This window comes from Microbacterium sp. F1-18, from assembly GCF_052921305.1.
Genome location: NZ_JBREVD010000001.1, coordinates 528,200 through 550,883 on the forward strand (window position 1 = coordinate 528,200; position 22,684 = coordinate 550,883).

Annotated in this window: 19 protein-coding genes; 8 read left to right on the forward strand and 11 right to left on the reverse strand. The window is 70.4% G+C overall.

All coding sequences use genetic code 11. From position 1 onward, the window contains the following. Window position 1: 1 nt before the first annotated feature. From ACU6RU_RS02525 to ACU6RU_RS02555, 7 genes are all read right to left on the reverse strand, one after another. The gene (locus ACU6RU_RS02525) at window positions 2–670 is read right to left on the reverse strand and encodes a hypothetical protein (RefSeq protein WP_289330867.1); all 669 of its coding nucleotides are present in this window, start codon (window positions 668–670) and stop codon (window positions 2–4) included. Between the two features lie 2 nt (window positions 671–672). Beyond that, a complete protein-coding gene (locus ACU6RU_RS02530) occupies window positions 673–1,599 on the reverse strand; it encodes a carbohydrate ABC transporter permease (protein WP_120263486.1) in 927 nt (308 codons plus the stop codon). After that, window positions 1,596–2,588 carry a carbohydrate ABC transporter permease gene (locus ACU6RU_RS02535; RefSeq protein WP_120263487.1) on the reverse strand — a complete coding sequence of 331 codons (993 nt, stop codon included), beginning with the start codon at window positions 2,586–2,588 and terminating at the stop codon, window positions 1,596–1,598. Before ACU6RU_RS02535 ends, ACU6RU_RS02530 begins: the two co-directional genes overlap by 4 nt. A gap of 71 nt (window positions 2,589–2,659) precedes the next feature. Continuing rightward, the gene (locus tag ACU6RU_RS02540) at window positions 2,660–3,958 is read right to left on the reverse strand and encodes an ABC transporter substrate-binding protein (RefSeq protein WP_120264409.1); all 1,299 of its coding nucleotides are present in this window, start codon (window positions 3,956–3,958) and stop codon (window positions 2,660–2,662) included. A gap of 184 nt (window positions 3,959–4,142) precedes the next feature. Next, a complete protein-coding gene (locus ACU6RU_RS02545) occupies window positions 4,143–5,090 on the reverse strand; it encodes a family 43 glycosylhydrolase (protein WP_446725818.1) in 948 nt (315 codons plus the stop codon). Window positions 5,091–5,187: 97 nt separating this feature from the next. Then, window positions 5,188–6,954 carry an ABC transporter ATP-binding protein gene (locus tag ACU6RU_RS02550; protein WP_120263489.1) on the reverse strand — a complete coding sequence of 589 codons (1,767 nt, stop codon included), beginning with the start codon at window positions 6,952–6,954 and terminating at the stop codon, window positions 5,188–5,190. A 49-nt stretch (window positions 6,955–7,003) separates the two neighbouring features. Continuing rightward, entirely contained in the window at window positions 7,004–7,747 is a 744-nt protein-coding gene (locus ACU6RU_RS02555; protein WP_446725819.1) for a hypothetical protein, read from the reverse strand. A gap of 223 nt (window positions 7,748–7,970) precedes the next feature. Here ACU6RU_RS02555 and ACU6RU_RS02560 point away from each other — a divergent pair, with 223 nt between their 5' ends. Continuing rightward, a complete protein-coding gene (locus ACU6RU_RS02560; RefSeq protein ID WP_446725820.1) occupies window positions 7,971–9,929 on the forward strand; it encodes a DUF6807 family protein in 1,959 nt (652 codons plus the stop codon). A 17-nt stretch (window positions 9,930–9,946) separates the two neighbouring features. On the opposite strand, the gene ACU6RU_RS02565 is transcribed toward ACU6RU_RS02560, so the two are convergent. Together ACU6RU_RS02565 and ACU6RU_RS02570 are read right to left on the reverse strand one after the other, a co-directional pair. Then, entirely contained in the window at window positions 9,947–10,864 is a 918-nt protein-coding gene (locus ACU6RU_RS02565; RefSeq protein WP_120263492.1) for a carbohydrate ABC transporter permease, read from the reverse strand. Further along, a complete protein-coding gene (locus ACU6RU_RS02570) occupies window positions 10,854–11,786 on the reverse strand; it encodes a carbohydrate ABC transporter permease (protein ID WP_120263493.1) in 933 nt (310 codons plus the stop codon). Before ACU6RU_RS02570 ends, ACU6RU_RS02565 begins: the two co-directional genes overlap by 11 nt. A gap of 120 nt (window positions 11,787–11,906) precedes the next feature. On the opposite strand from ACU6RU_RS02570, the gene ACU6RU_RS02575 reads away from it, so the two are divergent. Together ACU6RU_RS02575 and ACU6RU_RS02580 are read left to right on the forward strand one after the other, a co-directional pair. After that, complete coding sequence (locus tag ACU6RU_RS02575) at window positions 11,907–13,064, forward strand: acetylxylan esterase (RefSeq protein WP_446725821.1); 1,158 nt, start codon at window positions 11,907–11,909, stop codon at window positions 13,062–13,064. Window positions 13,065–13,216: 152 nt separating this feature from the next. Then, on the forward strand, window positions 13,217–14,497 hold the full coding sequence (locus ACU6RU_RS02580; RefSeq protein ID WP_446725822.1) for an ABC transporter substrate-binding protein: 1,281 nt from the start codon (window positions 13,217–13,219) through the stop codon (window positions 14,495–14,497). A gap of 108 nt (window positions 14,498–14,605) precedes the next feature. On the opposite strand, the gene ACU6RU_RS02585 is transcribed toward ACU6RU_RS02580, so the two are convergent. Continuing rightward, on the reverse strand, window positions 14,606–16,003 hold the full coding sequence (locus tag ACU6RU_RS02585) for a glycoside hydrolase family 30 protein (protein WP_446725823.1): 1,398 nt from the start codon (window positions 16,001–16,003) through the stop codon (window positions 14,606–14,608). Between the two features lie 112 nt (window positions 16,004–16,115). Next, on the reverse strand, window positions 16,116–17,201 hold the full coding sequence (locus ACU6RU_RS02590) for a M24 family metallopeptidase (RefSeq protein ID WP_446725824.1): 1,086 nt from the start codon (window positions 17,199–17,201) through the stop codon (window positions 16,116–16,118). Window positions 17,202–17,266: 65 nt separating this feature from the next. On the opposite strand from ACU6RU_RS02590, the gene ACU6RU_RS02595 reads away from it, so the two are divergent. The 5 genes from ACU6RU_RS02595 to ACU6RU_RS02615 all read left to right on the forward strand — a co-directional run bounded on the left by ACU6RU_RS02595 (window position 17,267) and on the right by ACU6RU_RS02615 (window position 22,666). Then, complete coding sequence (locus tag ACU6RU_RS02595; protein ID WP_446725825.1) at window positions 17,267–18,259, forward strand: LacI family DNA-binding transcriptional regulator; 993 nt, start codon at window positions 17,267–17,269, stop codon at window positions 18,257–18,259. 129 nt (window positions 18,260–18,388) lie between these two features. Beyond that, window positions 18,389–19,723 carry a Gfo/Idh/MocA family protein gene (locus ACU6RU_RS02600; RefSeq protein ID WP_446725826.1) on the forward strand — a complete coding sequence of 445 codons (1,335 nt, stop codon included), beginning with the start codon at window positions 18,389–18,391 and terminating at the stop codon, window positions 19,721–19,723. Continuing rightward, the gene (locus ACU6RU_RS02605; protein ID WP_120263498.1) at window positions 19,720–20,655 is read left to right on the forward strand and encodes an NAD-dependent epimerase/dehydratase family protein; all 936 of its coding nucleotides are present in this window, start codon (window positions 19,720–19,722) and stop codon (window positions 20,653–20,655) included. Before ACU6RU_RS02600 ends, ACU6RU_RS02605 begins: the two co-directional genes overlap by 4 nt. Continuing rightward, a complete protein-coding gene (locus ACU6RU_RS02610) occupies window positions 20,652–21,551 on the forward strand; it encodes a 5-dehydro-4-deoxyglucarate dehydratase (RefSeq protein ID WP_446725827.1) in 900 nt (299 codons plus the stop codon). The genes ACU6RU_RS02605 and ACU6RU_RS02610 overlap by 4 nt, the downstream gene beginning before the upstream one ends. After that, window positions 21,548–22,666, forward strand: a complete 1,119-nt coding sequence (locus tag ACU6RU_RS02615) for a mandelate racemase/muconate lactonizing enzyme family protein (protein ID WP_289330853.1) — start codon at window positions 21,548–21,550, stop codon at window positions 22,664–22,666. The genes ACU6RU_RS02610 and ACU6RU_RS02615 overlap by 4 nt, the downstream gene beginning before the upstream one ends. Window positions 22,667–22,684 lie beyond the last annotated feature (18 nt).

Consider the following 22,684-nt stretch of genomic DNA (forward strand, 5'->3'; position numbering starts at 1 on the left):
CTCAGGTGCGGCGCGGTCGCGCCGGGATCGCGACGACGGCGAGCGCCGCGCATCCGATGCCGGCCACGAACAGCGGCGGCAGCGCCCAGGTGACCACCACGACGAAGGCCGCCGTGGCGAGGAGGTAGAGCGTTCCGGCGAGGTCGCCGCGTGCGGCATCCGGGATCGATCGGATCGCGCCCCGCCAGCCGAGCTCGGGGCTCCATGCCCCGGCGGCGAGGAGCAGGGCGACGGCGAGAGCGGCGAGCCCCGCCCAGCCGACCGCTTCGACGACGGCGCCACCGGGGAGGAACCCCGACCGGGCCAGGTCGATGTCGAGCAGCAGGACGAGCGTCACGACCAGCGCCACGAGACCGACGGCCGCGCCCGGCAGCAGCCCCGCGCGGACATCGGCCCAGAACAGTGAGAGCCGTGAATCGTCGGCGGCGACGTAGCGACGCAGATGCCGCACCCCCGCCGCGAGCGCGACCGGAAGCGTGACGACCGCGAGCGAGACGACGCCGATGAGCAGCCCGATCAGCAGCACCTCGCCGAGCAGGGCGAACGCCCCTGCCGCGCCGGGATGCCGCAGCTGCGGCCGCGCCTCGAGGGTCGGTCCGCTGCCGGAGCGGTCGGCCCGCACCGCGGCACGCTGTGCGCGCCGCGTGCGGGGACGCTCGTCGGTCGACATCGCTAGCCCTTCAGACCCTGCGTGGCGACGCCGTCGACCAGGAACTTCTGGAAGACGATGAAGAAGAGCAGGATCGGGACCAACGCGATGAACGACGCCGTCACGGTCGCGCCGTAGTCGCTCGACGAGGTCTGGTCGTTGTAGAGGCGCAGCGCGATCGGCAGCGGGTAGTTCTCGGGGCTCGTGAGGTAGAGCAGCGGGCCGAGGAAGTCGTTCCACGCCCAGATGAAGCTGAAGATCGCGCACGTGATGAGAGCCGGCTTGATGAGCGGCAGGATGATCGACCAGAAGATGCGCAGGTGTCCCGCGCCGTCGATCTTCGCGGCCTCGTCCATATCGCGCGGCATCTGCCGGATGAACTGCACGAGGAGGAACACGAAGAACGCCTCGGTCGCGAGGAACTTCGGCAGCAGCAGCGGCCAGTACGTGTCCACCATCCCCAGATTGTTGAAGATGATGTACTGCGGGATGATCACGACGTGGAACGGCAGCAGCAGCGTGCCGATCATCGCGGCGAACAGGATGCCGAGTCCCTTGAACTGCAGGCGGGCGAAGGCGTAGGCCGCGAGCGCCGACGACAGCACGGTCCCGATCACCGAGACACCGGCGATGAGCAGCGAGTTGGCGAAGAAGCGCCACATCGGCACGCCCGCGATGCCCTCGGCGACCTTGATGTAGTTCTCGATCGTCGGCGCGTTGGGCAGTAGCCCCATGTTCTGGCCGAACTCGCTGTTGGGCTTGAACGTCGACAGCAGCAGCCAGACCAGCGGGTAGAGCACGACGGCGGTGATGACGATCAGCACGGCGAACCAGATGATCGTCTGCCAGGTCTTGCGCTTGACCCTGCGTCGCGCGGGCGGCATCGGCGTGGTCTGCTGCTCGGCGAAGATGGCTTCGCTCGTGAGCGGTGAGGTGGGTGACGTGGTCATCGGTTGTCTCCCGAGTAGTGCACCCACGACTTCTGGGTGCGGAAGAGGATGAGGGCGATGATGGCGACGACGACGAGGAGCACCCACGCGATCGCGGCGGCGTATCCCATGCGGCCGTCGGCGAATCCGGTCTTGTAGAGGTAGACCGTGATGAAGTTCGTCATCCCGGCGGGGCCGCCGGTGCCGTTGGAGATGATGTAGGCCGACCCGAACACCTGGAACGCGCCGATGAGGCCGAGCAGCAGGTTGAAGAAGATGACGGGCGAGAGCATCGGCACCGTCACGGCGCGGAAGCGGCGGACGGCGTTCGCCCCGTCCATCTCGGCCGCCTCGTACAGCTCCTTCGGGATCTGCTTGAGACCGGCGAGGAAGATCACCATCGTCGCGCCGAACTGCCAGACGGCCAGCAGGATCATCATCGGCAGGATGAGCCCGGGGTTTCCGATCCATCCGCCGAGGTCGATGCCGAACACGTTCAGGCCGTTGTCGACGGGGCCGTCGGTGGCGAACATCGCACGCCACACGATTGCGACCGAGACCGAGGCGCCGATGAGCGAGGGGGCGTAGAACGCCGAGCGGAAGAACGCCGCACCACGGTCGCGGTAGTTCAGCAGCAGCGCGATCAGGAGAGCGGCGATCAGCGAGATCGGCGTTCCCACGAGCACGTAGATCAGGGTGATCTGCGCCGACTGCATGAAGCTCGGGTCGTTGGTGAAGAGCCGGATGTAGTTGTCGAAGCCGATCCACTTCGGCGGCGAGAAGATGTTGTAGCTCGTGAAGGACAGGTACAGCGAGTACGCCATCGGAACGAGCGTGAGCCCGAAGAACCCGACGAGCCACGGCAGGAGGAAGCCGTACCCCGCGATGTTCTCGCGGACGGCGCGCTTGCGGGCGCCGGGGCGGTCGAGGTGTTCGGGCCGCTGCTTGCGGACGAGGCCGCGGCGCGACGAGTCCTTGGTGACGATCACCCGTGTGGCGGTAGTGGTCACGATGCTCCTGAGGATGCGGGGAGGATGCGGGGCCCGCGGGCCGGCGCAGAGCGCCGGCCCGCGGGAGCGGGTCATCCGTTGAGGGTGATGTCCATCTGCGAGAAGAAGCGATCGACGGCTTCGTCGACGGTGATCGTGCCGAAGGCGAGCTCGGTGCCGAGCTTGCGGAACTCCTCCTCGATCGTGCCGTAGCCGACGATCGGAACGGGCGGCGCGTCGCCGAGGCGGTCGGCGATCGACTCCTCGTACTCCTTGACCTGCTGGCTCAGCGGGTCGAGGTCGGCCGCGTCGAGAGCGGTCTGCGAGGCCGGCAGGCCACGGTTCGTGCCGAAGATCTCGCCCGACTCGGGCGAGTTCACGAGGAAGTTGACGAGCGTCGCCGCGGCGGCGGGGTGCTCGGTCTTCGCCGAGATCGTGTGGAGCATCGAGGGCTTGAGGTACAGGTCCTTCGCGCCCTCCTTCGTGACCGGCGGGGCGACGAGTCCGAGCTCGGTGTATCCCTCGCCCAGGTTGCCCAGGTAGCCGCCGCCGAAGTTGTCCCACGTCAGCTCGCTCGCCGTGAGAGCGGCGTCGAAGCCCGAGAGCGGCAGGGCCTCCTCGAGGCGCTGCTGGCCGATGACGGCCCCGCTCTCGCGGAGCTCGGCGCCGTCCTCCCAGAACTGGGTCAGTCGCGCCTCGTCGAAGCCGGGCTCGCCGTTCTCGTCGAACAGCTGCGACCCTTCGGCGCGAAGCTGGAGCTCGAAGTTCTGGATGCGCCCGGTGTAGTCGGTGCCGCCCCAGTACGCTCCCCCGGACGCGTCGGTGACGCTGGCGATCCAGTCCGAGTAGTCGTCCCACGAACCGCCGTCGAACTCCTCGACACCGGCCTGCTCGATCAGCTTCGGGTTGGTGAACATGCCCCAGGCGTTCGTCGACGTCGCGATGCCGTAGGTCGTGTCGCCCACGACACCGATATCGAGGATGTTCTGCGGCAGCGCGTCGGTCTCGATGATGTCGCCGAGGTACGGCTCGAGGTCGAGCAGGAGGTTGTTCTCGGAGTACTGGCGCAGGTACGAGTAGTCGAACTGCATGACGTCGGGGAGCCCGCCGCCGGCGGCCTCGGTCTGACGCTTCTCCCAGAACTCGGGGAAGGTCAGGAACGTCGCGTTGACCGTGATGTTCGGGTATTCCTCGTTGAAGGCCGCGATCGCCTCGTTGTAGAGCTCCGCGCGAACGTCGTTGCCCCAGAACGCGAGGTTGAGGGTGACCTTCTCGTCGGGGTCGAAGGTCGCGTCCGCGGCGGGGGTGTCGCCGCCGGCGCAGCCCGCCAGGGTGAGCGCGGCGCCCGTCGCGATGGCGACCGTGGCCAGTGCCCGCTTTCTGCTGAACATCATTGTCCTCTCTGCCGAACGTCGTCGTCTCGGTGCGCGCGAACGTCCATTGTCCGTGTGTGCAGGTGCGCGCCGCCCCGCTGTCGGGAAAGCGCTTGCCGGCAACGGTACTACGCCGTGAAACGTTTCGCAAGAAACTCGGGCCAACCGATTCGCACCCGTGATCTCGCGGCTGTGACCGGTCTCAGTCCGCCGGTTCAGCCTCGCACATCAGACGACCCCCGTCGACACGCAGCCGCACCCGGTACACCGCGCACCGGCGGCCCTCGACGTCGTCCGCATAGGCCCCGTCGCCACCGGCATCCGGAGTCGTGGCCGGCTGCGCGAAGAAGTAGTACCAGAGGGCGTCTCCGTCGCGGACCGGGGCTCCGTGGTGCCCGAACCCCTGGCCGGGCACGGTTCCGGCTCCGAGCACGACCTCGTCGGCACCGCCCTGGCGCACCCAATGGACGGTGTCGTCCGAGACGAAGACCCCCATCCCCCGCCACTCGTCGACGATCATCCACCACCGCCCATCGAGCTCGAAGACACTGGGTCCCTCGTGCGGACGCCCGCCGATCGCGACGCCGCCGTCGACCCACGACGCGAGGTCGTCCGAGACGGCGACCCGCGTGATCGAGTCGGCGGCCTCGTCCTTGTACCAGAGCCGCCACCTCCCGTCGGGGCCGCGCGCGACCCCGGCATCGATGACGCGGTCGCTCGCGAGATCGAGCGGGCCTGTGCGATGCCACGAGACGAGGTCGGTCGAGCGGTACTCCACGATCGCGCGGGCGTGACCCGGCCAGCGATCGGGAACACCGTCGATCTCGGTCAGGTACATCCGCCATCCGCTGCCGTCGAACACGACCTCGGGCGCCCAGTGCGTGCGGTCGACCATCGCCGGGGGCGCCCCGGCGACGAGAGTGAGGCCGCCGGCATCCGGTTCGAGCGTGCCCGCGTATGTCCAGTCGACGCCGTCGCGCGAGCGTGCGACTCCGATGCGCGAGCCGTGCACCCAGGCGACTCCCGGTCCGGGGTCGGGGTGCGTCGCGCGGCGCTGCGTGTAGAACATCCACCACGCACCCCGGTCGATGACGACGACCGGATCGGTCGCCCCGTCGTACACCGGATCCCGGTAGATCTCTCTGAGCACGGGTTCTCCTCTCTTCCCCGTCGACTCGCCACGTATCGCGGGTGCGGGGGCGCCGACATCCGCGCTTTCTGGCGAGTCGACGGGTGGGGGTGGGGGGTCAGGACTGGGTGGCGTGCAGGTGGGCGTAGCGGCCGGAGGCGGCCAGAAGATCGTCGTGCGAGCCCTGCTCGACGATGCGGCCCCGCTCGAGCACGACGATGCGGTCCGCCTGGCGGATCGTCGAGAGGCGGTGGGCGACGACGAGGGTGGTGCGACCGGTCATGAGCCTGCCCAGCGCCTCCTTCACGAGCTCCTCCGATTCGGGGTCGAGCGCCGAGGTCGCCTCGTCGAGCAGCAGGATGCGGGGGTCGCGGACCAGCGCACGGGCGATCGCGAGCCGCTGACGCTGCCCTCCCGACAGACGCGCTCCCCGCTCGCCGACCACCGTGTCCCAGCCGTCCGGCTGGCCGCTGACGAACTCCCACGCGTTGGCATCGCGCAGCGCCTGCTCGATGCGCTCGTCTGCGACGTCGGGCAGCCCGTAGGCGATGTTCTCGCGGATCGTGCCTTCGAACAGCACCGACTCCTGCGGCACGACCGAGACCGAGCGCCGCACGGTGCGCAGGTCGAGTTCCTGCACGTCGGCTCCGTCGATCGTCAGTCGCCCGCTCGTGGCCCGCACGAAACCGAGGACGAGGTTGAGCAGCGTCGACTTACCCGATCCCGACGAGCCGACGAACGCGTACGTGCACCCCGCGGGGATGTGCAGGTCGATCTCGTGGAGCGCGTCCTCGCTCGCCCCCGCGTAACGGTGGCTCGCTCTCTCGAGGCGGATGTCGCCGATGACGCGGTCGACGCGGCGCTTGCCTTCGTTCTGCTCGAGGTCGGGCTCCTGCAGCACTTCGGCGATCGAGCGCACGGACTCGAGTCCGCGAGCGCCCACCGGGATGAGCATCAGCAGTTGCGTGAGCCCCTGCGTGAGCAGAGTGAAGTAGGTCGAGAGCAGCACGACCTCGCCGGGAGATATCGGCAGGATGCCGGTGAGCGAGAAGATCGCGGCGAGAACGAGGCATCCGACGCCGAGCAGCTGCATCGCCACCCACGAGATCGACGCGACGTGACCGTTGAGCATGTCGAGGTGTAGCCCTGCGCGCCGCACCCCCTCGGCGCCGTGCGAGACGCGGGTGACCGCCGTCTCCTCCAGGCCGTGGGCGCGGGTGACCGGCATGAGCGACGCCATCTCTCCCACCCGCGCCGAGAGCACCTCGACCTCGCGGCGGAAGACGGCGTTGCGCTCTCGCGAGCGGTTGCGCATGCCGTACCGGATGCCGATCGCGATCGGCACCGCGAGAGCGTAGACCGGCAGGAACTGGGGCACCGCGATCGCGGTCATCGTGAGGGCGCCGATCATCACCATCGTCGCCGAGAGCAGCGGGTGGGTGACCTGTTGCAGCATCAGCTCGACGTTCTCGACGTCGCGCACGACTTTCGTCTGGACGATCGACGAGCTCACCCGCGAGTGATAGCCGATCGACAGGCTCTGCAGCCGCGCGGCGAGCGCGTTGCGCAGGTCGGCGCCGGTGTCGCGCACGACGGTCATGAAGCTGCGCGTGTAGAGGATGTGGTTCGGGTAGTTCTGCAGCAGCAACGCGGCCGCGACGAGGAACCACCCGACGACCGCGGTCACCTCTCCCCCGCCCGCGACGATGTCGATGATCGCCGCCGTGATGACCGGGAGGAACCACATCGGGATCTCTTTCAGCGCGAAGGCGCCGATCGCGATGCTCATGCGTCCGGGCCGACGGGCGAGCAGCCGCAGGACGGATCGAGCCGGACGAGCGCCGTCGATCAGGTCCGCGGGACGGGAAAGCGGTTTCCGAGCCACGTGACCATGCTAAGCGCACACCGCGCGGCGGCACACCCCTCGGCGCCAATCAGTTCGCGGTCGCGCTCGCGATGCGATCGACGAACAGCTGCGTCGCCTGCGGCACGTAGTCCGCGCTCGTCTCGGGGTCCCAGCCCACGAGGGCGAGCACGTTCTGCCCCGTGCGCACGGTCGCGCCGACGAGGGTGAACGGCGAGCCGCCGACGTCTCCCGTCACGCGCCACCCCTGCACGTCGTCCGCTCCGGTCACGGCGACGTCGAAGGGCTCGACCGCGGTCGTCACGGGCACGCCCTGCATGGCGAACAGCTCCTGCCCGTTCGCGCAACGTGCGATCGCCTCCTCGGCCTGGGCGACGAGATCCTCGGCGGCTCCGTCATCGGCCACCGATGCCACGACCGCCGTCATCGACCGATCGTTGCTCGCGCCCCATTCCACGGCGTCGCCCGCCGACTCCCACCCGGCGCCGAAGGGCGCGAGGCACGCGGCATCCGACACCGTCAGCCCGGGATAGATCGACTCGAGCATCGCCGCGATCGAGTCGTATTCGGCGGCGCGGAACTGGATGCCGCTGAAAAGATCGGCGAGTTCATCACGATCGAGGGCACCGGATGCCGCCGCGGGCGCCGTCGCCGTGGTCGAGGGCGCGGTCGTCGCGGTGGCCGCCGCGCTCGGCGACTCGCCGCCCTGCTCGGCGGACGGAGTGCAGCCCGTCAACGCCGCGAGACCCAGGGCTGCGACGACCAGACCGGCGCGCAGCCGAGCGTGCGGAATGCGGGATGCGGGTGATGCCATGGCGGTCTCCTCGGATCGATGTGCCTCGACGCTAACGCGCGCGGGTCCGCCGCGTCGTGGGCAGCCCTCCCCATCGACCGTCCGCGCCGACTGCCGTATGGTGTCGCTTCGCCGCCTCCGACCAGAGCGCCGAGCCACGCACCGGAACACACGCCGCAATGGCGCGGGATGGGGCGACGGAAAGCGCTTGCTGACATGATGGGAGCGACGTCAGGAGAATCGGATGCCACGCACCACCACCATCGCCCTCGTCGGTGTCCACGGCTACGGAACCGTGCACCTCGACAACCTCCGCCGCCTGGGCGATCGGGTGCGGCTCGTCGCGGCAGCCGACCCCCGTCCGCCGGCACCGGGCGCCCTGCCTGCCGAGACGCGCGTCTTCCCCGACCTCACCTCGCTGCTCGCGGCGACCGACGACATCGACGTCGTCATCGTCGCCACCCCGTTGCACACGCACCTCGAACTCGCGCGCACGGTCGTGAGCCGCGGCATCGACCTGTACCTCGAGAAGCCCCCCGTCCTGACGCTCGCCGACCTGCGCGTGCTCGAGGACGCCGCCGCACATTCGGGGGCGCGCATCCAGGTCGGCTTCCAGAGCCTCGGATCACGGGCGCTCCGAGCCTTCGCTGAAGACCGCTTCGACCTCGGTCCGGTCCGCGCCATCGGGGCAGTGGGCCTCTGGGCGCGCGATCGCGCGTACTGGGAGCGCAGCCGCTGGGCCGGACGCCGCGAGCTCGACGGCGTCGCCGTCGTCGACGGCGTCACGACCAACCCGCTCGCCCACGCCACCGCCACCGCGCTCGCGATCGCCGGCACGACCGCCGTCGCCGACATCACCCAGGTCGCCGCCGACCTCTACCGCGCCAACGCCATCGAGGGCGACGACACGAGCCTGCTGCGCGTGTCGACCACCCGCGGCATCCGCGTCACCGCCGGACTCACGCTGTGCGCGGACGAACAGGTCGACCCGTACGTCGAGGTGCACGGACGCCGCCGCACGGCACGCTTCTTCTACACGGAGGACGTCGTCGAGGTCGACGGCCGCAGCGAGCACTTCGAGCGCGACGACCTCTTCGAAAACCTCCTCGATCACCGCGACGATGGCGTCGCCCTGCTGTCTCCCCTGTCGGCATCGGGCGCCTTCGTCGCCGTCATCGACGCCGTGGGACGCACCGCGCCGCACGAGATCGACCCCGCGTTCGTGACGGCGCGCGGCGAGGGCCCCGCGCGCCGGCTCGTCGTGGACGGCATCGAGGACACGATCATCCGCGCCGTCGACGCCGAGGCGACCTTCGGCGAGCTGCACCTGCCGTGGGCGCGTCGCACGGCCCCCGAGGTCGTGCTGACCCTGCCCGGTACCGGTTCGCCGCTCGCCGAGCTGGTCGACGGTGCCGACGCAGCGCGTTCGTCGAGCCCGCGCCCCTACCTGCATCCGCTGCGCACACCGGGCGGCGTCGTCGTGACCGATCATCATCCCGCCGACCACGACTGGCATCTCGGGGTCAGCGTCGCGTTGCAGGATGTCGACGGCACCAACTTCTGGGGCGGCCGCACCTACACGCCGGGCGAGGACTACATCTGGCGAGGCGATCACGGACGCATCGAGATCGCCCGCGTCGAGCAGCTCGACGATGGCGCGGTCCTCGACCTGCGCTGGATCGGTCCCGACGGCAGCGTCGTCGTCCGCGAACGGCGAGAGCTGCGGGTGACCCACCGCGACGATCGCGCCGCCGTCATCGGCCTGTCGTTCGAGCTGTCGCCGGCGGGCGATCGCACCGTGATGCTGGGCGGGCCGGGCAGCAACGGACGCGTCGGGGGCGGCTACGGCGGTCTCGCCTGGCGCCTCCCCGCCTGCGGCGACGTCGACGTGCGTACGCCCTCGGCTCGCGGCGAAGAGGCGGTGCACGGGACGATCGCTCCCTGGCTCGCGTGGTCGGCAGCCTTCGCCGGACCGACCGGTGGCGCACCCGCCGAAGCCACCGTGGCGCTCGCGGCCGCCGACGAGGTGTCTGCCGCGGATCCGTGGTTCGTCCGCGTCGCGGGCTACCCCGGCATCGGCGCAGCGCTCGCGTGGGACCGCGCGGTGGCGGCATCCCCCGACGCCCCGGTCCGGCGCGCCTACCGCCTGCTCGTGGCCGACGGCCGTGTGACCGACGCGGAGGTCGGCGCGCTCCTCGCCTGACCCCGCGCGACCGGCAGCTACTTGATGCCGGTCGTCGCGATGCCTCGGATGAGGAAGCGCTGGCCGAACAGGAACGCCAGGAACACCGGCACGAGCGAGACCACCGACATCGCGAACATGCCGCCGAAGTTCGAGGCCCCCTGCGCCGACATGAACTGGCGGAGCGCGAGCGGCACGGTGAACAGGTCGGGGTTGTTGAGGTAGATCAGTGCCCCGAAGAAGTCGTTCCACACCCACACGAACGTGAAGATGGCGGTCGTCGCGAGCGCCGGGGTCATCATCGGCAGCAGGATCTGCAGGAAGATGCGGGCATGGCCGGCGCCGTCGATGCGGGCCGCTTCGTCGAGCTCACGCGGGATGCCGCGGATGAACTGCACCATCAGGAAGACGAAGAACGCGTCGGTCGCGAGGGCCTTCGGCAGGATCAGCGGCCAGAAGGTGTTCACGAGCCCGAGCTGACTGAACATGATGTATTGCGGCACGATGACGATGTGCACGGGCAGCATGATCGTGACGAGCATGATCGCGAAGAGCGTGCGCTTGAAGTGGAAGTTCAGCCGGGCGAACGCATAGGCGGCCATCGCGCACGACACGAGGTTTCCCACGATCGACCCCGCGACCACGACGAGCGAGTTCCACAGGTAGGTGCCGAACGAGGGCGAGAGCGCGTTCCATCCCTGGATGTAGTTGTCGACCTCGAACGACAGCGGCCACAGGCCCGGGAGGCGGAAGATCTCGTCGTTGGGCCGTAGCGAACTGACGATCATCCACAGCAGCGGGTAGAGCATCAGCAGCGACGTCGCGATGAGGAAGATGTGCCGCGCGAGCGCGCCCGCCCGGCTCCGACGTCCGAGGCCGAGCTCCTCGCGCCGACGCGCACGCTGACGCTCGCGGGCGTTCCTGCGATCGGCGGTCGTGATCAGTTCAGTCGTCATAGAACACCCACAGCTTGGAGAGAGCGAAGTTCACGGCGGTGAAGCCCGCGATGATGGCCACCAGCAGCCAGGCCATGGCCGAGGCGTAGCCCATGTCGAACGCCGTGAACCCCTTCTGGTAGAGGTACAGCGTGTAGAAGAGCGTCGAGTCGGACGGCCCACCCGATCCGTTCGAGATGATGAACGCCTGGGTGAAGGCCTGGAAGGCGCCGATCATCGACAGCACGAGGTTGAAGAAGACGATCGGGCTCAACAGCGGCAGCGTGATCGAGAAGAACTGCCGGGCGGACCCCGCACCGTCCATCGCCGCGGCCTCGTAGTACATCACCGGGATCTGGCGCAGGCCCGCGAGGAAGATGACCATCGGCGCGCCGAATCCCCAGACGCTCAGCAGGATGATCGTCGACAGTGCCGTGTCGGGGTTGGAGATCCACCCCGGGCCTTCGATGCCGAAGATCGCGAGGAACTGGTTGACGAGTCCGTCGACGCCGAAGATCTGCTTCCACAGGATCGCCACCGCGACCGAGGAGCCGAGCAGGGAAGGGAGGTAGAACATCGAGCGGTAGAACGCCAGGCCGCGCAGCCCCTTGTCGAGCAGCAGTGCGATGCCGAGGGCCGCACCCATGGCGAGCGGGACGCCGACGAGGACGTACACGAAGGTGACGCCGAGGGATGCCGCCAGGCGCGGGTCCTGGGCCATGCGGACGTAGTTGTCGATCCCGATGAACTCGGGGGCGTTGAACAGGTCGTACTTGGTGAACGACAGGTACAGCGACGCCGCGATCGGGAGCACGGTCACGAGCACGAGACCGAGGAGCCACGGTGCGAGGAAGACCATCGCCGCCTTCGTGTCGCGCGGTTTCTCCCGCGCAGCCCGCCCTGCGGGACGCCGCAGCCGGGACAGCTCGCCGATGGCGCTCATCCGGTCCTCCTCGACACATCCATCGCTTCGTCGTCGAGCGATGCCGAGCGCTCAGAAAGCGCTTTCTGCGAAGATACACTATCGACGTGGACACACAAGCGTCCCTCGATCGGAGCCACGATGACGTCGCCTGACCCCTCGCCCGACCTCGCCGACGGCGGCGCCGCACACGCCGCATCCCACCCCGCCGGGCCCCTGACCGGTTACACCGACTGGCCCGCATACCTCGAGCGCACTGCACCGCATCGGCCCGGCGATGAGCGCGGCGACACGCTCGCCCACGTCCTCGGCGTGCGGCGCCCGGTCGCCGACGGTATCCGCGTCGAGCGCACCTGGTCGAGCGGCGGTGTCGACGGCTCGGAGGTGAGCTGGCAGCTCCCGTACGGGCCGCGGACCCGAGCTTGGCTGCTGCGCCCGGCCGGCATCCGCTCCCCCCTCCCCGGCCTGCTCGGGCTGCACTGCCACGGCGGGGTCCGATCGGTCGGGGCGGAACAGCTGGTCGAGACCGACCGCCCCGCACACCCGACCGCCGCCAGGCTGAGACGCGACATCTACGACGGTCGGGCGCCCGCGAACGACCTCGCCCGCGCCGGGTTCGCCGTGCTCGTGCACGACACGTTCTCGTGGGGCAGCCGCGCATTCGATCTCTCGCAGCCGACGCCGCGCCTGGCCGAGCACATCGCGGCCCGCGAAGCGCTCTGGCGCGAACGCGGTGAGGACCCGAGCGCCGACGACCGGTTCGATGCGATCTCGACACTGCACGAGGACTCGCTCGCCAAGGCCGCCGGGATGCTCGGGGCGAGCCTCGCCGGAGCCGTCGCGAGCGACGACCTCGCGGCGCTCGACGTCCTGGCCGCGATGCCGGGGGTCGACCCCGGCCGACTCGGAGTGTTCGGCCTGTCGGGTGGCGGCGGACGGGCGGTGCTCGCGGCCGCCCTCGACCGGCGCATCTCCGCGACCGTCGTCACCTGCATGATGGCCACCTTCGCCTCGCTCGTCCCCGCCGAGATCGACACCCATTCATGGCTGCTGCACAGCCCCGGCATCCGGGTGGCCGGAGACTGGCCGGATCTTGCTCGACCGCGCGAGGGACAAGCTGTGCTCGTGCAGTACGGACGGCACGACCCGCTGTTCCCCGCCGCGGGGATGCGCGCCGCCGACGCTGCTCTGGTCGGGTCGGCGGGGTACGCCGGTTCGTTCCACGATGCGGGGCACGTCTCTTCGCGGGAGATGCAGGACGAGGCCCGCGCTTTCCTGGCCGACCGGCTCGGCGCCTGAGATCGCCTCGGGGCACATCGTTGACATTGCGGTGGGCGAGCGTTAACGTCCGTCAGTAAGCGTTTTCTCACGGTCGAGGGACGCTGACGAGAAAACGCTTCCCGCGAACGTCGACGCCGACGCCGCGGCGCACCCGCCCGAGAGGACCTCCCATGAACAACCGACGACTCCTCGCCCTCGCCGCCGCCGGCGTCGCGATCGCGGTCTCGCTGTCCGGCTGCGCCGCAAGCACCGGCGGTGGCGACGACGAGAAGATCACCCTGCGCTTCGCCTGGTGGGGCAGCGACGAGCTCAACGCCATCAAGGACGAGCAGATCGCGCTCTTCGAGAAGGCCCACCCGAACATCACCGTCGCGGGCGAGCCGAGCGAGTACAACGGCTACTACGACAAGCTCGCGACCCAGGTCGCCGGCGGCGGCGCCCCGGATGCCCTGCAGATCACCTACGACGCCCTCCCGCTCTACGTCGCGAAGAACGCGATCGCCGACATCTCATCCGACGTCGATCAGGACTCGTTCACACCCGGATCACTCGACGCGGGCATCATCGACGGCAAGCTCTACGCCTTACCGACCGGCGTCGGCTCACGCGGCATCATCGTCAACCCTGCGGTGTTCGAAGCGGCGGGCGTCCCCCTGCCCGACGACACGACGTGGACGTGGGACGACTACATCGATATCGCCACGCAGATCTCCGAGAAGAGCGGCGACGGGGTCTACGGGTCGGCGCAGATCGCGAACGACCAGTCACTCATGGCCTTCGCCCGCCAGAACGGCGAAGACCTCTACACCGCCGACGGCGAGTTCGGAGTCAGCGAGAAGACGGCGAACGCGTTCTTCACGTTCGCGAAGGAACTCCAGGCCAGCGGAGGGTCGCCCGACGCGTCGACTGCGGCCGAGGATGCGTCGGCCTCCCTCGAGCAGAGCCTCATGGGCCAGGGGAAGATCGGCATGGCGTTCGCCCCGCTCAACTTCACCGGCATCTACGCCACGGCATCCGGTCAGGATCTTCAGATCCTCAACGTGCCGGGCGACAAGGCCGGCAAGGTCGGCCTCGTCATCCAGCCCACCGTCCAGTACGCCGTCTCGTCGAAGTCGAAGCACCCGCGCGAAGCGGCGATGCTCATCGACTTCCTCCTCAACAGCGACGAGGCCGGGCCCCTCAACAAGCTCACCCTCGGCATCCCCGCGACGCCCGCTGTGCTCGAGGCGATCACCCCCGAGTTCACGGACTCCGAGAAGGCCCAGGTCGCCTTCATCGATCGCCTCTCCGCTGCCGGCGGGGCGGCGCAGAACCCGCTGGCGCTGCCCACCTCGCAGCTCGGCCCGATCATCACGAAGCTGCTCGACGACGTCACCTTCGACAAGGCGACCCCCGCCGAGGCGGCCTCGGAGCTCGTCTCGCAGGTGCAGACCGCGCTCGACGCGAGCTGACGAGCACCACTCGCCCCCCCCCCCCCCCCCGTCCGACATCCCGGCGCGCGAGCCGACGCGAACGGCGCCGAACCCGACGCGGAAACGACTATTCGCGTCGGGTCAGCGTCAGGCGGGGGCGGCGATGCGGATCGTACTGAACGAGTCCGCGGGCAGGACCACGTCGAACGCCGCACCGTCGAGGGCGATCGTCACCGGCATCTCGTCCGCGAGGTCGTTCTGCATGACGATGACGATCGAGCCGTCCGGGTTCTCGAACGCGAGCTGGTTCTCGTGACCCGTCCAGCTGAATGCATCGATGCGCGTCGCGCCGACCTGCACGTGGTGCGCGAGGTGCTTCATCACGAAGAACTCGTGGGTGTAACGGAATCCGTTGGTCGCGGGATCGACGACGACCAGGGAGTTCTGCGCCCATCCCCACCGGCTGACTCCTCCCTCGTCGAGAGCGAGGTTCCAGTAGGTGTACGCGTTGGCGCCGGCCTCGAAGAAGCGCCTCATGAGAGACCAGGTGTAACGCGCGAAACGCCAGTCGTTCCGGCCATCCCCGCACTCCTGCTCGGTCTGGTAGAGCGACAGGTGAGGCGCGATCCGATGGGCATCGGCGATGGCGCCCTTGCCTGCCCACTGGAATCCCGCGCCCGAGATGAACGGCCCGGCATCCGGTTCGGCGAGCACGGTCGCGAGGTGCTCCGGCGCCGGACGCTCCTGCGTTCCGAAGAACACGTCGACGCCCAGCTCCCGCATCCGGGGCCCGAGAACGGCGATGAATCGGGCCAGCCCCTCGGGCGTCCACGTGCAGCTCGGAAACACCTGTGGCGAGTTGAACTCGTTCTGCGGCATGACCATCGAGATGTCGATGCCCTCCGCACGGTAGGCCTTGACGAATCGGGCGAAGTACTCCGCGTACGCGTCCAGATAGCGCGGCTCCTGGATCATCATGTCCGTGCCCTCGACACCGACCTGGTCGGGCCGCAGGCCGTTGTCGACGTCGCTTCCCCGCCACGGCAGCGCGGCGGCGTAATGACCGTTCGTCTTCATCCACGACGGCGGGCTCCACGGCGATGCCCAGAGCTTCAGATCCGACCGCCGCCGCAGCGCCTCATGGATGTACGGGATGAGCGACGCGCGATCGTGCTCGATCGAGAAGTGCTCGAGCCCGAAGTCTCCCGCGACCTCGTCGTAGGAGTACCAATCGGTCGAGAAGTCGTTCGCGCCCACCGGCATCCGGCACACCGAGAAGCCCGTGCCCCGACCCGGCGTGAACAGCTCATCGAAGATCTCGGCCCGATCGGCCTCGCCCAGACGTGACAGCGCCCGCCAGCCGAGCTCGTTGAAGCAGACACCGAACCCCTCGACGGTCTGGTACCGGCGGTCCGTGCGCAACAGCAGGTTGGGCATCCCCGTCAACGGCGCGAACTGCGGCGCGGGCATCTCGACCCACGCATGCTCGCGATCGGTGCTGACCCAGCTGATGCTGCGGTCGAGGGCTGCGGCGGTCTCGGACATGCGGGCCTTTCGGGTGGAGGCGAACGCCCCGCGTCATGACGACGCGACACTGCGTTCTCCCGCCATCATGGCAGCCCCGCAACCCGACGGGCGCCGGACGCCAGACGCGCCGTCAGCCGAACGGACGCGCCACGGGCCGGGCGAGGCCACCGACGGTGGTGGTGGGCCAGCGCGGATCGACCGTCAGAACCTCGACACCCGCGTCCGACACGAGCACCGTGTCTTCGACCTTCGCACCGGGCGCGCTCGGGTTCCAGGCGAACGCGTGCGGCGACCGGACGATGTCGCGCGTCTCGTCGGTCGCCCGGGGATCGCGCCCCGCGTAGCCCGTCGGACCGCCCTGGTGGTGTCGCTCCCACTCGTCCGGCGCGAACCCCGCCTGCGCATAACCCCGGCACCCCGCGCGGAACGCCTCGTCGAGCCGCGTCCCGGGACGCGTCGCCGAGAAGAACGCTGCCTCGACCGCGAGGATGCGGTCGTCGTCGGCGCCGGCTGCGCCGACCCAACGGGTCGCGTTGGCGATCAGCCCGTGCCGCCGGCCGCACACGACCAGCATCGCCCGGTCACCGAGGGCCGCCTCGGTCGGCAGCGGGTGCCGGTGCGGAAGCCTCGCGTGCCCGGCGACGAGGAGCACGAGCGGGTCGATCCCACGCTCGACGAGCTCGGCGGCGAGCGCGGATGCCGCGGTGCGCTCCGATGTCGCCGACGAGAGCCCGGCAGCGACATCCGTCAGCGTCTCGGCCACGTCGCGACCGAGCGCGCGATAGCGATCGACCTCCTCCGGAACCAGCTCGGCTCGCGCCGCTCGCAGCTGCACCCCGACCTCCGCCTCACCGACCACACGGTCGTCGCCGGCGCCGGCGCCGGCTCGCGCGACGACCGACTCGTACCAGGGCACCCGGACGACCCGTGCGGCACCGGCCGCGTCGAGCTCCTCGGCGATCAGACGGTCGGCCTCGTTCGCCGAGACGAAGAGCGTGTCGCCGTCCTCGGCGACACGCACGGCCAGAACGGGCGGGCCCGCGAGCGAGACGTGCGTACGCGCTCCGCCGAGGTACCACGACAGCGCCTCGTGCGACGTGAGCACGAGCGCTGCCGCGCCGGCATCCTCCCGCACCGCGACGAGGCGGCGGCGTTTCACCTCGCGTTCTGCCGTCGACACCGGGGGAACCGCTCGCGCGGCGGTCGTCGCAGACATCATCGTCTCCTGTCATAAAACGTTTCCTCGCATAGTATGGCCGGACCGGAGAGGGCGGGGGCACGATGGCCGGAGCGAAGCAGACCACGATCACCGACGTCGCCGCGCACGCGGGCGTGTCGCTGGCCACCGTCTCGCGCGTCATGAACGGCAACGCCACCGTCGACCCAGCCCTTGCCGAGCGGGTACGGGCCTCGGCGGCCCAGCTCGGGTACTCGGCCAATCCGCTCGCCCGCAGCCTCGTGCTCGGGCGCACCCAGACCATCTCGGTCGTGGTGCCCGACCTCGCGAACCCGACGTTCCAGGGGATGCTGCGCGGCCTCAGCCGGGCAGCGGTCGCCGACGGGTACCACGTGCTCATCGCCGACTCCGACGAGCACGTCGACGAAGAGCGTCTGCTCGCGCTCGAGTCTCGTCGACGCTCGGACGGACTGATCCTGTGCGCGCCGCGTATGAGCGATGAGCAGCTCGCCGAGGTCGTCGCCGACGTCGCACCCGTCGTGCTGGTCAACCGCACCGGCGATGCCCCGAGCGTCGCCGCCGACTACCGGACGCCGCTGCGCGCGATCATCGATCATCTCTACGCACAGGGCCACCGCCGATTCGCCTACCTCGCCGGCGCAGCACGCAGCGCCTCGAGCGGGCAGCGACTCTCCGCGCTCGAGGACGCGCGGCGGGAGCTGCCGGACTGCGAGATCGTCGAGATCCCCGCCGGCGTCGACTTCGCCAGCGGAGCGGGCGCCCTCGATGACGTGCTGTCATCCGGGGCGACGGCGGTGCTGGCCTTCAACGACCTGTCGGCGATGGGCCTGCTGAGCGCGGCGACCGAGCGCGGCATCCCCGTTCCCGGCCGGCTCTCGATCGCCGGCTTCGACGACATCCCCTTCGCCCGCTACACCTCCCCCGCGCTCACGACGGCCGCCGTGCCGATGGGAGAGCTCGGCGCTCGAGCCTGGTCGGCGCTCCACGATCTCCTCGCGGGCCGCACGCCCGACCCGGCTGTCACGGTCTCGCCCGAGGTCATCGTGCGCGGCAGCACCGGAGCCCCGGCCGCCTGAGCTCCGCGCCCTCGCGCTGCGCATCGCACCCTCGCGCCTGCGACGCGGCTCGTGCTACGCTGAGAAAACGTTTCCTGAGAGCGCTTTCCCATATCGGCGGCGTCTCAGCTCTTGGCACGAAGGAGAGCCATGACCCGCACGCGTTACGCCCTGATCGGCGCGGGACACCGCGCCCAGATGTACGTCGACGCCATCACCGGGACGCACGCCGATCGGGCGGAGCTCGTCGCGATCTGCGAGCCGAACCCGGTGCGGGCCGAGCATTACCGCGACCAGCTGATCGCGCGCGGCCTGCCGGCCCCGACGCTGTGGTCGCCTGACGACCTCGAGCGGATGATCCGCGATTCCGAGACCGAGCGAGTGATCATCACCGCGCGTGACGACCTGCACGCCTCGCTCATCGTCCGCTCGCTCGACGCCGGCGCCGACGTGGTCGTCGAGAAGCCACTCACGATCGACGCGCCGAGCGCCGCCGCGATCGAGGATGCCGTCGAGCGCACGGGCCGCTCGGTCGTGCTGACCTTCAACTACCGCTACTCGCCGCGCAACAGCGCGCTCCGCCAGGTGATCCAGGACGGCCGCATCGGACGGGTGACCTCGGTCGACTTCTCGTGGATGCTCGACACGAAGCACGGCGCCGACTACTTCCGCCGCTGGCACCGCGAGAAGGTGCACTCGGGCGGGCTGCTCGTCCACAAGGCGAGCCACCACTTCGACCTCGTCAACTGGTGGATCCGCGACGAGCCGCGCCGCGTCTTCGCCTCCGGCGGCCTGCGCTTCTACGGGGCCGAGAACGCCCGCGCCCGCGAACTCGGCGAGCGCCCCCTGCGCGGCACGCACGACGGACGCCACGACCCGTTCGAGCTCGACCTGCGCGACGACGATCGCCTGCGCGCCCTGTACCTCGAGGCCGAGAGCCATGACGGCTACCTGCGCGATCGCGACGTCTTCGGCGCGGGCATCACGATCGAGGACAACCTCGCACTCGTCGTCGACTACGCCGGCGGTGCGACGATGTCGTACTCGCTCAACGCCCACGCCCCGTGGGAGGGATACCGCGTCGCCGTCAACGGCACCGAGGGCCGCGCCGAGCTCGAGGTCGTCGAGCGCGGCGCCGTCCTCGAGGACGAGGGTCTGCACCCCGTGCTCGACCCTTCGGCGGTCGAGGCCGGGGGCCCGGTCTCGCTCCGCCCGCAGGGCGAGCGGCTGATCGTCCAGCGACACTGGGAGGACGCCGTCGAGATCCCGATCGAGTCGGGCGAGGGCGGCCACGGGGGCGGAGACGAGCTGCTGCTCGCCGACGTCTTCGTCGGCCCCGGCGACGACCCGCTGGCCCGGCCCGCCGGGTGGGCCGACGGCGTGCGGTCGATCGCGGTGGGCATCGCGGGCAACCTGTCGCTGGCCTCGGGGCTTCCCGTGCACACCTCCGAGCTCGGCATCCGCCTGCTCGACCGCCGCCCATGAGCCGGGTCGTCGTCACCGGCGGCGCGGGCCGCCTCGGTCGCAGCCTCGTCGGCGGCCTCGTCGCCGCGGGCCATCGCGTGGTGTCCTTCGACCGCGCGGTCTCCGACGCCCCCGAGCTCCAGGGCGCCGATCAGCTCGCGATCGACCTGCTCGACGCCGAGGCCACCGCCGCCGCACTCCGCGCGCAGCGCGCGACCGCGGTCATCCACCTCGCCGCCATCGCGGTTCCCTTCAGCGCCCCCGAAGACGTCATCATGCGCACGAACGCCGCGCTGGCCGTCTCGGTGCTCGGCGGGGCGGTCACCGCCGGGATCCCCCGGGTCGTGGCCGCCTCCAGCCCCACCGTGCTGGGTTACGGCGCGCCGCGCGGCTGGGTGCCCGACCGCTTCCCCCTCGACGAAGACACCCCGCCCCGCCCGTGGAACAGCTACGCGCTGTCGAAGCTCGTCATCGAGCAGACGATGCGGATGCTGCACCGGCAGACCGGTGACGCCGTGCGCTTCGCCGCGTTCCGCCCCTGTTATGTCATCGCGCCCGAAGAGTGGCGCGGAGCGCCGACGCAGCAGGGCCACACCGTCCGTGAACGCCTCGACGACCCGGCCCTCGCCGCGCCTGCGCTGTTCAACTACGTCGACGCACGTGACGTAGCCTCGTTCGCCGACACTCTCCTGGCCGCCCTGCCGACGATCCCGAATGCCGAGACGTTCTTCGTCGGGGCCGACGACGCCCTCGCACGCCACCCGCTCGCCGAGCTCATCCCCCGCTTCCACCCCGGCACGCACGAGGTCGCCGCCGTTCTCACCGGCACGACTCCCGCCTTCTCCAACGAGAAGGCGCGGCGTCTGCTCGGCTGGGCGCCGCGTCATTCGTGGCGTGACGCCCTGGCCGATGACCCCTCCCTCACCGACACCCGAAAGGACGTGCCGGCATGAACTTCGACGGCATCCTCTTCTTCCCCGTCACCCCCTTCGACGCTTCCGGCGCCGTCGACCACGACCTGCTGGCGTCGCACGTGGGCCGAGGCGTCCGCCACGGCGCCGGCGGCGTGTTCCCGGCCTGCGGGACGGGCGAGTTCCACGCGCTCTCGACCGCCGAGGCGGCCGCCGTGGTCCGCACCGCGGTCGCGAGCGTCGCGGGCGCCGTTCCCGTCGTCGCCGGAACCGGCGGTCCGCTCGGCCACGCCCTCGAGACGGCTCGCGCAGCCGCCGACGCCGGGGCCGACGCCCTGCTCGCCCTGCCGCCGTACCTCGTCGGCGGACCGCAGGCGGGACTCGTCGCCTACATCGAGGCGATCGCTGCGGCATCCGATCTGCCCGTGATCGTGTACCACCGCGCCAACGCGCAGTTCACCCCCGAGTCGATGCGCCGCCTCGCCGAGAACCCGCGGGTCGTCGGCTTCAAGGACGGCACGGGCGACATCGGCGCGACGCAGCTCATCGTCCGCGCGATCGCCGCCACCGGTCGCGACGACTTCGCCTTCTTCAACGGGCTGCTCACCGCCGAGCTCACCCAGGCCGCGTACCGCGGCATCGGCGTACCGCTGTACTCGTCCGCTGCTTTCGCCATGGTCCCCGAGGTCGCGAACGCGTACTACCGGGCCTACATCGAGCACGACGAAGAGCGCCGCCTGGCACTGCTCGACGCGTTCTACGCCCCGCTCGTGGCGCTGCGCGACGAGACGCCCGGCTTCGGCGTCTCGCTCATCAAGGCGGGGCTGCGTCTGAGCGGCCAGGCCGTCGGCGGCGTGCGCGCCCCGCTCGTCGACCCCACCGCCGATCAGGAACGCCGCCTCGCGGCCGTCCTCGACGCCGGACGCGCCCTGCTGTGACGACGATCGCAGCCCTCGACGCGCGTCTGATCCGGATCCCGCTCACCCGGCCGTGGGCCGCCGATGTGACCTCGGTCGGCGTCATCGCGACCCACCTGCGCCGCAGCGACGGCGCCGAGGGCTGGGGCTTCGCCTGGACACCCCAGATCGGCGCCGAGGCGGTGCTCGCGCTCCTGCGCCACGACATCGCCCCCGCCGCGGTCGGCCGATCCGCCGACCCCGGTGACGCGTGGCAGGGGCTCTGGGAGCACGTGCACGAGGCCGGCGGCGGTGGCGTGACCACGATCGCGCTCGCGGGCCTCGACCTGGCGCTGTGGGATGCCGCGGCACGCGCAGCGGGTTCGTCGGTCTCCACGCTGATCGGGCGGCGGCGCGAGAGCGCGCGCGTGTACGGCAGCGGCGTCAACCTGCATTACTCGATCGATGAACTCGTCGCCCAGGTCGAGCGATGGGTCGACCGGGGATTCAGCGCGGTGAAGATCAAGGTCGGCAAGGCGGACGTCGCCGAAGACCTCGACCGGCTCCGCGCCGTGCGCTCGGTGCTGGGACCCGACCGCGGCCTGATGATCGACGCCAATCAGCGCTGGGAGCTCGACCGCGCGACGCGGTCGATCGAGGTCCTCGCGGAGGTTCAGCCCGGCTGGATCGAGGAGCCCCTGCGCGCCGACGACATCGACGGTCACGCCGAGCTCGCACGTCGGCTCGGCGGCGGGCCGCGCATTCCGATCGCCGTCGGGGAGAACCTGCACACCGCCTACCGCTTCGCCGAGATGCTGCGGCGGGGCGCCGCGCAGATCGTCCAGCCCAACGTCGTGCGCGTCGGCGGGATCACGCCGCTGCAGCGCATCGCCGCGGTCGCCGAGGATGCCGGCGCCGAACTGCACCCGCACCTGCTGCCGGAGCTCTCGGGTCAGCTGGCGCTGACCCTCCCCGGCGGTGCTGCCGAGCCCTGGGTGGAGGACGTCGAGGACGCCGGTTTCGCCGAACTCGGCGCCCTGCGCGACCCCTGTCCTGTCGTGATCGTCGGCGGCCGACTGCGCGAAGCCGACCATCTCGGCCTGGGCCTGCGCTTCACCGATCCGTCGATCACCGATCCGTCGATCACCGACGCCTGACCACCGAACACGACGAGG